The following is a 13,342-nucleotide window of genomic DNA, read 5'->3' as shown; positions in this document are numbered from 1 at the left end:
TCTTGGCCAGCGGCGACCAAGCTGCACAGACAGGCCGGACATATCGATGCAAGCGATCCGATCAAACCTCACAATGCTCTTGTGCCACGGGGGCCGTCCACATATGGGTTCCGGATCGGCGCTCCGCCCCGGACAACGCTACGCGTTGCCAAGGCTGCGCTTTGTCCGGGACGACAGCTGCTATTGCCGCTGCAGTGCTACGGCGCTTCCGCAATGATGTGATCGTCGATCTCGTCGACCTTGTTGACGCCGCACAGGCCCATGGTCGTGAGCAGCTCTTTCTGGATGATGTCGATCGCCTTGGCGACGCCGGCCTGGCCGCCGGCTCCCAGGCCGTAGGCATAGGCGCGGCCGATCATGCAGGACTTTGCGCCGAGCGCGAGGGCGCGCATCACGTCCTGGCCGGAGCGGATGCCGCCGTCGAACATGATCTCCATCTTGTCACCGACCTCATCCGCGATCTCGGGCAGCACCTCGATCGAGGACGGCGCACCGTCGAGCTGCCGGCCGCCATGGTTGGACACGACCAGCGCCTGCGCGCCGGTCTTGGCGGCCTCCTTGGCGTCCTCGACGTCCAGGATGCCCTTGATGATGAGCTTGCCCGGCCAGATGCTGCGGACCCACTCGACATCCTTCCAGTTCAGCGACGTGTCGAACTGCGAGGCTGTCCATTCGGCAAGGCGGTTGAGATCCTCGGTGTTCTTCACGTGACCGGCGATGTTGCCGAATGTGCGGCGCTTGCCCTGCAGCACGCCGGAGACCCAGGCCGGCTTGGTCGCGAAATCGATCAGCTTCGACAGTGACCATTCCGGCGGCACCGTCATGCCGTTCTTGATGTCGGCATGGCGCTGGCCGATCACCTGGAGGTCGACGGTGAGCACGAGCGCGCTGCACTTCGCCGCCATCGCGCGCTGGATCAGGTCCTTGATGAAGCCGCGGTCCTTCATGACGTAAAGCTGGAACCAGAACGGTTTCTCGACGTTGGCCGCAATGTCCTCGATCGAGCAGATCGACATCGTCGATTGCGTGAACGGAATGCCGGCGGCCTGCGCGGCGCGGCAGGCATGAATTTCGCCGTCGCCGTGCTGCATGCCGAGCAGGCCGACCGGCGCGAGGATCAGCGGCATGGCCGAGGGCTCGCCGAGGATCGTGGTCGAGGTGTCGCGCTTGGAGACGTCGACCAGGATGCGCTGGCGGAACTTGATCGCCTGCATGTCCTCACGGTTGGCGCGCAGCGTTTCCTCGGCGTAGGAGCCGCGGTCGCAATAGTCGAAGAACGCCTTCGGCACGCGGCGCTTATGCAGTGCGCGAAGATCGTCGATACAGGTGATGTGCTTCATGAACGTTTTCCCGGCCCGTCTTGCATCAAAAGATTGAGGGGTCATCTAGCATGGTTGGATGCACAGCCAAATCGTTTGAGAGGAAGGCGCCATGACAAGGCCGCGCAGCGAACCAAAGCCGGACGAGATCAAGGAGAAGCGCCGGCTCGAGGAGGCGCTGGAGGAGGGCCTGGAAGAGACCTTTCCGGGCTCCGATCCTGTCAACGTCACCCAGCCGCCGCCGTCCCGCGAGGACGGCCATGTGAAACGCACCGACTAGGCCGGGTTCCGCACCCGTTCCGGCTGCCGGTCAGGAAATGTAATATTAACAATATATTACCGGCGCGGCGGCGCGCCCGGTTCCGTAACGATTTATCATATTTTTTGAAGCCAAGTTACCCGCGCAGGCATTATAAGACCCTAGCGCATCAGGGATGCGGGGCCCGTTCGGGCACCCGGTGGTTGTAGAGGGGATCCCTGGTTGTTGCGTGGGGGACGATATGAGCCGCAAATATTTCGGGACGGACGGGATTCGGGGCCGCGCCAACGGACTGATCACGCCGGAGCTCGCGCTCAAGGTCGGCCAGGCGGCAGGCCTTGCGTTTCAGCGCGGTGAACACCGCCATCGGGTCGTGATCGGCAAGGACACCCGCCTGTCCGGCTACATGATCGAATACGCGATGGTCGCGGGCTTCACCTCGGTAGGCATGGACGTGCTGCTGGTCGGCCCGATGCCGACGCCGGCGGTTGCGATGCTGACCAAGTCGATGCGCGCTGATCTCGGCGTGATGATCTCGGCCTCGCACAATCTGTTCGAGGACAACGGCATCAAGCTGTTCGGTCCGCAGGGATTCAAGCTCTCCGACGACGTCGAGAGGCAGATCGAGCAGCTGCTCGACGAATGCCTCGACAAGCGGCTTGCGCAGAGCGCGAGCCTCGGGCGCGCCCGCCGTATCGACGGCGTGCATGACCGCTACATCGAATTCGCCAAGCGCACGCTGCCGCGCGATCTGTCGCTGGACGGCCTGCGCGTCGTGATCGATTGCGCCAACGGCGCCGCCTACAAGGTGGTGCCCGAAGCGCTGTGGGAGCTGGGCGCCGACGTGGTGCCGATCGGCGTCGAGCCCGACGGCTTCAACATCAACAAGGAATGCGGCTCGACCTCGCCGGAAGCGCTGTCGAAGAAGGTGCGCGAGATGCGCGCCGACATCGGCATTGCACTGGACGGCGACGCCGATCGCGTCATCCTGGTCGACGAGCGCGGCCATATCGTCGACGGCGACCAGTTGCTCGCGGTGATCGCGCAGAGCTGGAAGGAAGACGGACGGCTGTCGCGGCCGGGCATCGTCGCCACCGTGATGTCCAATCTCGGGCTCGAGCGCTTCCTGAAAGAGCGGGGGCTCGATCTCATCCGCACGCCCGTCGGCGACCGCTACGTGCTCGAGCAGATGCTGAGCGGCGGCTACAATCTCGGCGGCGAGCAGTCCGGCCACATCATCCTGTCCGACTACGCCACCACCGGCGACGGCTTCGTTGCTGCGTTGCAGGTGCTGGCCGTGGTGCAGAAGCTGCGCCGGCCCGTGTCGGAGGTCTGCCACCGCTTCGATCCGCTGCCGCAGATCCTCAAGAACGTCCGTCACAAGGGCGGCAAGCCGCTCGACGATTCCGATGTCAAATCGGCGATCTCCGACGGCGAGAAGCGGCTCAACGGCCACGGCCGCCTCCTGATCCGCTCCTCCGGCACCGAGCCGGTGATCCGTGTCATGGGCGAGGGCGAGGACCGCATCCTGGTCGAGGACGTCGTCGACACCATCGTCTCCGCGCTCGGCCAGGCGGCGGCCTGAACGCAAACCCTTTAGTAGCGCATCCTTCGAGACGCCCGCTTTTAGCGGGCTCCTCAGGATGAGGCCTTGTTTCCGGGCGAAATCTTAGTCCCTCATGGTGAGGAGCCCGCCAGAGGCGGGCGTCTCGAACCATGCAGGCCACGCTGGTTCACAGAGGGCGAATCCGGAGCGCGAAGCGCATCCCAGCCATGGGCGATTGGCGGTGGCTTCACCGCTCTTTGCAGCGTAGCCAGCAAGTGCGGTGGTTCGCCGCGCCCGCCGGAATCGCTCCCTTGAACAAGCCTGTCGTCGTCTCCGAGGAAACGCTGACCGAGCCCGTCGTCGTCAGCGACGTGGCGCCCGTCGCCGCCAAGTCTGTTGCCAAGGCGGCCGCGGGGCCGGCCTATATCGTGCTTGCCGGCATCAGCTTCTCGCACTTCCTCAACGACACCATGCAGTCGCTGATCGCCTCGGTGTACCCGATCCTGAAGGACACCTACGCGCTCGACTTCGCGCAGATCGGCATGATCACGCTGGCCTTCCAGTTCACGGCCTCGCTGCTGCAGCCGGTGGTCGGGTACTACACCGACAAGAAGGCTCAGCCCTATTCGCTGGCGATCGGCATGACCTCGACCTTCTTCGGTCTGCTGTTGCTCAGCGCCGCGCATCAATACCTCGTCATCCTTGTCGCCGCGGCGCTGGTCGGTCTCGGCTCGGCGGTGTTTCATCCCGAATCCGCGCGCATCGCGCGGCTCGCCTCCGGCGGCCGCTACGGGTTTGCGCAGTCGGTGTTTCAGCTCGGCGGCAGCTTCGGCACGTCAATGGGGCCGGTGCTGGCCGCGCTGATCGTGGTGCCGTTCGGGCAGGGCAGTATCGCCTGGTTCTCCTCGATCGCGTTCCTTGCCATCGTCATTCTCTGGCGCATCGGCCGTTGGTATGAACCGCAGATCAAGGCGAAGAAGACTGCGGTGGCTCAGGCTCATCCTGACGCGCCGAGCCCGCGCCGTGTCGCGGTCGCGCTTGCCGTGCTGGTGGCGCTCTTGTTCTCCAAGCAGCTCTACGTCTCGAGCCTGTCGAGCTACTACATCTTCTATTTGATCGACCGCTTCGGTATGTCGACGCAGGCAGCGCAGATCTATCTCTTCATCTTCCTCGCCGCGAATGCAGTCGGCGCGTTCTTTGGCGGACCGCTGGGGGATCGCTTCGGCCGCAAGATCGTGATCTGGATCTCGATCGTCGGCGCGCTGCCGTTCACGCGGGCGCTGCCCTATGCCGGGCTCGCCGGCAGCGCGGTGCTGTCGGTGATCATCGGCCTCATCATCTCCTCAACGACGTCGTCGATCATCGTGTTCGCGCAGGAATTGGTGCCGCACCGCTTCGGCATGATCTCCGGCGTATTCTTCGGTGTCGCTTTCGGCATCGGCGGCCTCGGTGCGGCTGTGCTCGGCAAGCTCGCCGACTACACCTCGATCGAGTTCGTTTACCAGGTCTGCGCCTATCTGCCGGCGATCGGCCTGCTTGCGGTGTTCCTGCCGAAACTGCCGCAGCACGCGCGTTAACGCATCCTCTCTCGCCGCAACGAGCCTTCATACATCGTTAGCAATTGCTGCGTTCAGGCGCGGCAGTTTTGCAATGCTGTCGCCGCACGCGCGCGTGCAGTCAGAGAAAATCAACCTTAAAAATTAGGGTTAAGTGGCGCTTAAGCATTTACTGCCATCGTCCGGTTGCGAGTTTCCAGAACGTGAGGCGCCCGTATTTTGCCTCACCGGCCATAAGGACGAAGCCAAATGCGTTGCGTTAAGTCTCTCCTTGCCGCGGGTGCGGCAACCCTGATCTCGTCGATGGCGTTCGCCGCCGACATGCCGATCGCGCCTCCCCCGATGTACGCTCCGGCGCCTCCCGTCGACTTCGGTGGCTGGTATCTGCGCGGCGACATCGGCATGACCAATCAGCGGATGAAATCGATCGACAATCCGGGCGACCCTAATGCTGTGCTCTTCAGGTCGACCGGCATGGGCTTTGACAGCGCGACGCTTTTCGATCTCGGCATCGGTTATCAATTCAACAATTGGTTCAGGGCGGATGTGATCGGCCAATGGCGCGGCCGCGCCAACTTGCACGGCTCGAACTCGATTCCCTTCACGACGACGCTGTTTCCCGGCACAGCGTTCGCCAATGTCAATAACTACGACGGCAGCAAGTCCGAAGCGGTCGTCATGGCTAACGCTTATGTCGATCTCGGCACGTGGTGGTGCGTGACGCCCTATATCGGCGCCGGCATCGGCGCGTCTTACAATCGCATCAGCGGTTTCCGCGACGACGGTCTGTCCTACATCAACGGCGCACCGTTCCCCGCCGTTACCTATGGCGCCGACGCGGGCAAATGGAATTTTGCCTGGGCGCTGCATGCCGGCCTCGGCTACAAGGTCACGCCAAACGTGACGCTCGAGCTTGGATACAGTTACATGAATCTCGGCGACGCGGTCACTGGTCCGACGAATTCGTTTGATGGAATTACCGTCGTGAACGGCAGTAACTTTGTCATCAAGGACATCACCTCACACGACGTGAAGCTCGGCGTGCGCTGGAATCTCGACAGCCCGCCGGTCTACGCGCCGCCGCCGCTCATCACCAAGGGCTGATCTCTCAGCCCGATCGGTTAGGACTTCTTAACGGCGCGGGATCATCCCGCGCCGTTTTGCTTTGCGTATTTTTCATGGCGCAACAGCGACAAGTGTGTCCGACGCAACCATTGGTTAAGGTTAACGAGCCATGATGACGCTCAAGAGTTCGATGGAGCGTTGCAATGCGTAGGCTTTGGTTGGTGGCGGTGGTGATGGGATCGGTGTCTGTCGCGCACGCGGCCGACATGCCGGATCTGCCCGTCCTGCGCGGCGGCTTCGCCGACGGTCTGTCGAAGACGAGCCATAACTGGGATGGCTTCTACGTCGGCGCCACTGGTGGCTATACCACTGACTCGACCGATTTCAGCCAGAGCGTGGTCGGTCTGACCAATTTCATCTTCCGCGACAGCGTGCTGCAGCAGCCGACTGCGAATTGGTCGCTCCTGAACAAGACCACCACGCAAGGCGCCAATTTCGGCGCCTTCGTCGGGCGCAACTGGCAATGGTACGATGCCATTCTCGGACTCGAGGGCACCTACAGCTACTTCAACAATCTCGCCACGTCGACGAGTGGTTTCAACAGACTCGACATCATCAATCCGCCTGGTGACGTTCATCCCGACAACGTGACCGACCACTGGGACGTGACGTTGACCGGCACGGCCGCGGCGAAGGTCAAGGACATGATCTCGCTCCGCGGGCGCGTGGGTTGGGATGGCGGCGGCTTCATGCCTTACATGTTCGCCGGCGCCGCCGTCGGTCGGATGGACGTCTCTCGCACGGTGACGAGCGATGTGACGCTGACCCAGGTTACGACGACAACGGTCGGGGGCGTCACGACGATTAACACGATCGGACCGACCCCCGTTCCGGCGCAGTCGCAGACGCAGAGCCAGCACAGGACCAATGCCTTCGTGGTCGGTTGGGTCGCCGGCCTCGGGCTCGAATATTGCCTGTGGGAAGGGTTGTTTGCGCGCGTGGAATACGAGTATGTGAAATTCTCTCCCGTCATGAACACGTCGGTGACGCTGAACAACGCGCGCGTCGGGCTCGGTTACAAGTTCTAGACGCGTATGCATCCTGTTGACAGGTTCCCTCTGTCCTGATGCTCTGTCGCTCCAAGCAGGGCGGCAGCGATGCAAATCTACGGCGACACGAATTCCGGCAATTGTCTGAAGGTGAAGTGGGTCTGCGACAAGCTCGCACTGCGCTATCGCTGGATCGAAGTCGACACCCGCAAGGGCGAGACGCGCACGCCGCAATTCCTGAAGATGAACAGCGCGGGCCAGGTGCCCACCGTCGCATTCGACGACGGCCGCACGCTGGCGCAGTCCAACGCCATCATCCGCTATCTCGCCCGCGACAGCGCGCTGATTCCGCGCGATGCCTTCGCTGCGGCCAAGATGGATGAATGGCTGTTCTGGGAGCAGTACAGCCACGAGCCCTATATCGCGGTGTGCCGCTTCCAGCTCGTCTATCTCGGCAAGGACGTATCCGAGCTCGACCCCGACAAGGTCAAGCGCGGCTATGCGGCGCTCGACCGCATGGAGCAGCATTTGGCGGCAAGCCGTTTCTTCGCCGGCGACGCTATTTCACTCGCCGACGTCTCGCTGCTCGCCTATACACGCTTCGCGCATGAAGGCGGCTTCGATCTCGGCCGCTATGCCGCCATCCGCCGCTGGATCGGCGAGGCCGAAGCCTATCTCGGCCTGTCGCCCGCGCGCTGAGTCCGGAGTCTCCAGCATGAACGATAAATCCGTTTCCATCCGTCCCGCGCGTCGCGAGGACGTCGCCGCGATCGTCGCGATGCTCGCCGACGATCATCTCGGGCGCGCTCGCGAGCGCGTGGAGGAGCCGCTGCCTGCGACCTATTACGCGGCGTTCGAGCGGGTCGAGCGCGATCAGAATCTCACGCTCGTGGTTGCCGAGAGCGAGGGCAGGGTGGTCGGCTGCCTGCAGCTCGCGGTGTTGCCCGGCATCAGCTCGCAGGGCGGCGTGCGTGGTCTGCTCGAAGATGTCCGCGTTGCTTCCGATTGCCGCAGCCGTGGCATTGGCGAGCAATTGGTGCAGTGGGCGGTGACGGAAGCGAAAGCGCGCGGTTGCAATCTGGTCGAATTGCTGACGCACGCCAGCAGAGTTGATGCGCAGCGCTTCTACAAACGACTCGGATTTGCATCGAGTCACGTCGGCATGACTGTCCGCTTATGAGGCAACAAGAGCGTTGTCGAGCGAAGTCGCGAGCATTGCACGATCAGCGAAATCGGATCGCGCGTTCGTTCATATTAAGAGCTGATAAACTACCCAGCCGTCGTTCACGTGGAACCAGGAACGAACGGTGCTACGGGAGCGTCGGACACCGAACTCGTTCGGTTCGGGGATTTCGATGACAATCTATTCGATGATCAAGGTCGGCAACGACTACGTTGTGCAGGCCAATGACAAATGCATTTTGAAAGTGAGCAGCCGCCGCAAAGCCGCGCAATTGATCAGCGAGGCGACGGACTTGTTGAACGCGCTCACTCAGGTCGAATCTCCTGGTATTGCGCCGGACGAGCCATCACTCCGCCGTGAGGCGCCGGAACTTCCTTGACTGCTCTACCCGATTCCCGTATCAGCCGCGACGGGACACCTCCCCCCAACGGGAGGCTTACTATCTGGAAGGGTAGAATATGACTGTAGCGAAGCCCGCTTCGCGGCCGAACGTGCCGCATTTCTCCTCCGGCCCCTGTGCCAAGCGCCCCGGCTGGAACGCCCAAAATCTCAAAGACGCAGCGCTCGGCCGTTCGCATCGCGCGAAGGTTGGCAAGACCAAGCTCAAGCTCGCGATCGATCTGACGCGTGAAGTGCTCGAAGTGCCCGCCGATTATCGCATCGGCATCGTGCCCGCCTCCGATACCGGCGCAGTCGAAATGGCGCTGTGGTCGCTGCTCGGTGCGCGCCCCGTCACCACGCTCGCCTGGGAATCCTTCGGTGAGGGCTGGGTCAGTGACATCGTCAAGGAATTGAAGCTCAAGGACGTCACCAAGCTCAATGCGGCCTATGGTGAAATCCCCGACCTCTCCAAGGTCGATCCCAAGAGCGACGTCGTCTTCACCTGGAACGGCACCACCTCCGGTGTGCGCGTGCCGAATGCCGACTGGATCAGCGCGACCCGCGAAGGCCTGACCATTTGCGATGCGACCTCGGCCGCGTTCGCGCAAGCTCTCGACTGGGCCAAGCTCGACGTCGTCACCTTCTCCTGGCAGAAGGCGCTCGGCGGTGAGGCCGCTCACGGCATGCTGATCCTCTCGCCCCGCGCCGTCGAGCGGCTCGAGACCTACAAGCCGGCCTGGCCGCTGCCGAAGATCTTCCGCATGACCAAGGGCGGCAAGCTCAACGAAGGCATTTTCGTCGGCGAGACCATCAACACGCCGTCGATGCTTTGCGTCGAGGATTATCTCGACGCGCTGAACTGGGGCAAGTCGATCGGCGGCCTGAAGGCGCTGATCGCGCGCGCCGACGCCAACACCAAGGTGCTCGCCGACTGGAAGGCGAGGACGCCCTGGATCGACTTCCTGGCGAAGGATGCCGCAATCCGCTCCAACACTTCGGTGTGCCTGAAGTTCACCGATCCCGCCATCAACTCGCTCTCGGCGGACGCGCAGGCCGACTTCTGCAAGAAGCTAGTCGCGCTGGTCGAGAAGGAAGGCGCGGGCTACGACTTCGCGTATTATCGCGATGCGCCGGCCGGCCTGCGCATCTGGTGCGGCGCGACCGTCGAAGCCAAGGACGTCGAGCTGCTGACCCAGTGGATCGACTGGGCCTTCGCCGAGACCAAGGCCGCGCTGGCCAAGGCTGCTTGAAAGAGGCTGCCTGAGAAAGGTAGCCTGACAACGCCGTGAGCTGACACCGTGCGGAATACTCCGCACGGCCTGATCTCCACAGGCCCGTCATGTTCGAACCCGAGAACGAGATCGAGCGCGTGCTGATGCGTGCTGCGCAGGAGCCGCCGGAACGTCCGGCCCTCGCGCGAGCACTGATCGACGCCGAGAAGGAGTTCACGCCTGCCGAGGTGAAGCGGCTGCTTGCCGGCCATTTCGAGGAAGGCGCTGAGACGATCACGCTTCCCGCCGGCGAGCAGTTGTTGCTCGGCCATCCCAGCGATGTGCCGTACCAGTTGATCTCGGCGCTCTCGCGTGAGTTCAGCGCGGAGAAAACCATTCGTGGCGCCTGGCTGATGCTGGCGGCACGGGCGGGGCATCCCGAGCAGAGCTGGATGCTGGGCATCGATCACGGCGGATCGTGGTCGAACGTGCAGGCGGCGATCAATCGCGCGGTCGCCGGCAATGTCTTGAAGGGGCGGCCGCTCGACGCCGTGCCGCTCGAAAGCAGCTCACTCGCATCCACCCTGCGTACCGGAATTCCAATTCCCGCCGCCAAGCGCGGCTTGTTCCAGAAGCTCTTCAGATAACAACAGGCAGAATCCCCATGTCCAAACCGAAAGTTCTCATTTCCGACGCGCTCTCTCCCGCCGCCGTGCAGATCTTCAGGGATCGCGGCGTCGAGGTCGACTTCCAGCCCAACCTCGGCAAGGACAAGGACAAGCTCGCCGAGATCATCGGCAATTACGACGGCCTCGCGATCCGCTCCGCGACCAAGGCCACGGCCAAGATTCTCGACAAGGCCACGAACCTGAAGGTGATCGGCCGCGCCGGCATCGGCGTCGACAACGTTGAAATTCCCGCGGCGACCGCCAAGGGCATCATCGTGATGAACACGCCGTTCGGCAATTCGATCACGACCGCCGAGCACGCCATCACCCTGATGCTGGCGCTGGCCCGCGAGATTCCGCAGGCCGATACCTCGACCCAGGCCGGCAAGTGGGAGAAGAACCGCTTCATGGGCGTCGAGATCACCGCCAAGGTGCTGGGCGTGATCGGCTGCGGCAACATCGGCTCGATCGTCGCCGACCGCGCGCTTGGCCTGCGCATGAAGGTCATCGCCTTCGATCCGTTCCTGTCGCCGGAGCGCGCCAAGGACATCGGCGTCGAGAAGGTCGAGCTCGACGACCTGCTGAAGCGTGCCGACTTCATCACGCTGCACACCCCGCTCACCGAGAAGACCAGGAACATCATCGACGCGGCCGCGATCGCGAAGATGAAGAAGGGCGTACGCCTCATCAACTGCGCCCGCGGCGGTCTTGTCGATGAGCAGGCGGTGGTCGATGCGCTGAATTCCAAGCACATTGCCGGCGCCGCCTTCGACGTCTTCGTCGAGGAGCCCGCGACCTCGAACGTGCTGTTCGGCCATCCCAACGTGATCTGCACGCCGCATCTCGGCGCGTCCACCACGGAAGCGCAGGAGAACGTCGCGCTGCAGGTCGCCGAGCAGATGTCGGACTACCTCATCTCCGGCGCCATCTCCAACGCCATCAATTTCCCGTCCATCACCGCGGAAGAAGCCCCGAAGCTGAAGCCGTTCATCGCGCTCGCCGAGAAGCTCGGCTCGTTCGCCGGCCAGCTCACCGAGACCGGCATCTCGAAGGTCACGATCACCTATGAGGGCCACGTCGCCGAGATGAAGATCAAGGCGCTGACCTCCGCGGTGCTGTCGGGCCTGCTGCGGCCGATGCTGGGCGAGGTCAACGTCGTGTCCGCCCCCGTCGTCGCCAAGGAGCGCGGCATGGTGGTCGACGAGGTGACCCGCGCCGCGCAGAGCGACTATGAGAGCCTGATCACCGTCACGGTCGCGACCGAACGCCAGGAGCGCTCGGTCTCCGGCACCGTCTATCACGACGGCAAGCCGCGCCTCGTCGACATCAAGGGCATCCGCGTCGACGCCGAGTTCGGCAAGTCGATGATCTACGTGACCAACGAGGACAAGCCGGGCTTCATCGGCAAGTTCGCAGGACTTCTGGGCGACGCCAAGATCAACATCGCGACCTTCCATCTCGGCCGCGTCGAGCAGGGCGGCGACGCCATCGCGCTGGTCGAGGTCGACGGCGCGGTGCCGGCCGACGTGCTCGCCAAGGTGCAGGCCCTGCCGCAGGTCAAGCAGGTCAAGGCGCTGACGTTCTGAGGCTGGCCAATCCCCAATGCGCAACCGCGCATTGTGGGTGCACGCACCGCGGAATGACGGTCATCATATATTCCGACATGCGGAACAATGCCGCCCTCATCCGAGGGCGGCGTTTTTTGTTGATGCAGCGCCGCGCTTTATTTTCCCCGCAGCCTCCAAACTTTGTGTACCAATGGCGCCCAGGACGCTCCGTACCAATGGTTTGAAAGGGAGAAAACAATGCGTGAAGCCGTCATCGTTTCCTATGCGCGCACGGGCCTGGCGAAGTCCGGCCGTGGTGGGTTCAACATTACTCCGCCGATGTCGCTGGCCGCACATGCCATCAAGCATGCAGTCGACCGTGCCGGTGTCGCCAAGGACTATGTCGAGGATTGCTATCTCGGCAATTGCGCGCATGGCGCGCCGAACATCGGCCGCCAGGCGGCATTGCTCGCAGGCCTCCCCAAGTCGACCGCCGGCGTTTCGGTGAACCGCTTCTGCTCGTCGGGCCTGCAGACCATCGCGATGGCCGCCAACTCGATCCGCTCGGATGGTTCGGACTGCATCGTCGCCGGCGGCGTCGAGAGCATCTCGATCCCGGGCGGCGGCTCGCCGAAGGAATCGATTGATCCCGATCTGCTCAAGACTGCGCCCGATATCTTCATGGCGATGATCGACACCGCCGACATCGTCGCCGAGCGCTACCAGCTCAGCCGTGAATACCAGGACGAATACTCGCTGGAGTCGCAGCGCCGCATGGCGGCCGCCCAGCAGGCCGGCAAGTTCAAAGACGAGATCGTCCCAATGAAGACCAAGATGAAGGTCGTCGACAAGCAGACCAAGGCGGAATCGATCGTCGACTACGTCGTCGACCGCGACGAGTGCAACCGTCCCGACACCACGCTGGAGGGCCTCGCCAAGCTCGAGCCGGTGAAGGGCCCCGGCAAGTTCGTCACCGCCGGCAACGCCAGCCAGCTCTCGGACGGTGCTGCTGCCGTGGTGCTGATGGAGGCCAAGGATGCGGAGAGGCGCGGCCTCAATCCGATGGGCCGCTTCGTCGCCTGGGCGTCGGCGGGCTGCGAGCCGGACGAGATGGGCATCGGCCCGATCTTCGCCGTGCCGAAGCTGTTGAAGCGTCATGGCCTGAAGATCGACGACATCGATCTCTGGGAGCTCAACGAGGCTTTCGCCAGCCAGTGCCTCTACTCGCGCGACAAGCTCGGCATCGACCCCGCCAAGTACAATGTCAACGGCGGCTCGATCGCGATCGGCCATCCCTTCGGCATGACCGGCGCGCGTCTCACCGGCCATCTCCTGCAGGAAGGTGCGCGTCGCAAGGCCAAGTGGGGCGTCGTGACCATGTGCATCGGCGGCGGCCAGGGTGGCGCCGGCCTGTTCGAGATCTACAGCTGAGACCAGGTCTCATCGAATGCGAAGGGCACGGCGCGAGCCGTGCCCTTTTTGTTGTGTGCCGAGTATGAGCGACAGCTTGGAGGTGGAAGTCCTCTATCCAGCCTGATGGCGGTGAAGGATTAGCGAA

At 63.2% G+C, this 13,342-nt stretch carries 13 protein-coding genes; 12 read left to right on the top strand and 1 reads right to left on the bottom strand.

Translation table 11 applies throughout. The features are described 5' to 3' along the window. Positions 1-197 precede the first annotated feature (197 nt). Positions 198-1,340: an alpha-hydroxy acid oxidase gene (locus tag AC629_RS35045; RefSeq protein WP_084809332.1), complete on the bottom strand. Its 1,143-nt coding sequence runs from the start codon at positions 1,338-1,340 to the stop codon at positions 198-200. 91 nt (positions 1,341-1,431) lie between these two features. Between AC629_RS35045 and AC629_RS47260 the strand changes: the two genes are divergently transcribed. The 12 genes from AC629_RS47260 (at position 1,432) to AC629_RS34990 (ending at position 13,215) form a co-directional block, all read left to right on the top strand. Beyond that, positions 1,432-1,599, top strand: coding sequence for a hypothetical protein (locus AC629_RS47260; RefSeq protein WP_167561276.1), 168 nt, complete (start codon positions 1,432-1,434; stop codon positions 1,597-1,599). A 220-nt stretch (positions 1,600-1,819) separates the two neighbouring features. Next, the gene (gene glmM / locus AC629_RS35040; RefSeq protein ID WP_084809331.1) at positions 1,820-3,163 is read left to right on the top strand and encodes a phosphoglucosamine mutase; all 1,344 of its coding nucleotides are present in this window, start codon (positions 1,820-1,822) and stop codon (positions 3,161-3,163) included. Between the two features lie 272 nt (positions 3,164-3,435). Continuing rightward, on the top strand, positions 3,436-4,701 hold the full coding sequence (locus tag AC629_RS35035; protein ID WP_084809330.1) for an MFS transporter: 1,266 nt from the start codon (positions 3,436-3,438) through the stop codon (positions 4,699-4,701). A 228-nt stretch (positions 4,702-4,929) separates the two neighbouring features. Beyond that, positions 4,930-5,784 carry an outer membrane protein gene (locus tag AC629_RS35030; RefSeq protein WP_084809329.1) on the top strand — a complete coding sequence of 285 codons (855 nt, stop codon included), beginning with the start codon at positions 4,930-4,932 and terminating at the stop codon, positions 5,782-5,784. A 164-nt stretch (positions 5,785-5,948) separates the two neighbouring features. Beyond that, entirely contained in the window at positions 5,949-6,833 is an 885-nt protein-coding gene (locus AC629_RS35025) for an outer membrane protein (protein ID WP_084809328.1), read from the top strand. Positions 6,834-6,902: 69 nt separating this feature from the next. Next, positions 6,903-7,493 carry a glutathione S-transferase family protein gene (locus tag AC629_RS35020; RefSeq protein WP_084809327.1) on the top strand — a complete coding sequence of 197 codons (591 nt, stop codon included), beginning with the start codon at positions 6,903-6,905 and terminating at the stop codon, positions 7,491-7,493. A gap of 16 nt (positions 7,494-7,509) precedes the next feature. Beyond that, positions 7,510-7,974 carry a GNAT family N-acetyltransferase gene (locus tag AC629_RS35015; protein ID WP_084809326.1) on the top strand — a complete coding sequence of 155 codons (465 nt, stop codon included), beginning with the start codon at positions 7,510-7,512 and terminating at the stop codon, positions 7,972-7,974. A 175-nt stretch (positions 7,975-8,149) separates the two neighbouring features. After that, a complete protein-coding gene (locus AC629_RS35010) occupies positions 8,150-8,356 on the top strand; it encodes a hypothetical protein (protein WP_084809325.1) in 207 nt (68 codons plus the stop codon). A 79-nt stretch (positions 8,357-8,435) separates the two neighbouring features. Continuing rightward, a complete protein-coding gene (locus AC629_RS35005; protein ID WP_084809324.1) occupies positions 8,436-9,608 on the top strand; it encodes a phosphoserine transaminase in 1,173 nt (390 codons plus the stop codon). 89 nt (positions 9,609-9,697) lie between these two features. Then, a complete protein-coding gene (locus AC629_RS35000) occupies positions 9,698-10,216 on the top strand; it encodes an enhanced serine sensitivity protein SseB C-terminal domain-containing protein (protein WP_084809323.1) in 519 nt (172 codons plus the stop codon). 17 nt (positions 10,217-10,233) lie between these two features. Next, on the top strand, positions 10,234-11,823 hold the full coding sequence (gene serA / locus AC629_RS34995) for a phosphoglycerate dehydrogenase (protein WP_084809322.1): 1,590 nt from the start codon (positions 10,234-10,236) through the stop codon (positions 11,821-11,823). 219 nt (positions 11,824-12,042) lie between these two features. Continuing rightward, positions 12,043-13,215 (top strand): thiolase family protein, encoded by a 1,173-nt coding sequence (locus AC629_RS34990; RefSeq protein WP_084809321.1) that lies wholly within the window; start codon positions 12,043-12,045, stop codon positions 13,213-13,215. Positions 13,216-13,342: the final 127 nt, after the last annotated feature.

It is taken from the genome of Bradyrhizobium sp. NAS80.1, from assembly GCF_001908205.1.
Taxonomy (GTDB): Bacteria; Pseudomonadota; Alphaproteobacteria; order Rhizobiales; family Xanthobacteraceae; genus Bradyrhizobium.
The sequence above is the reverse complement of the archived record's forward strand: the minus strand, read 5'-3'. Positions and strand labels throughout refer to the sequence as shown.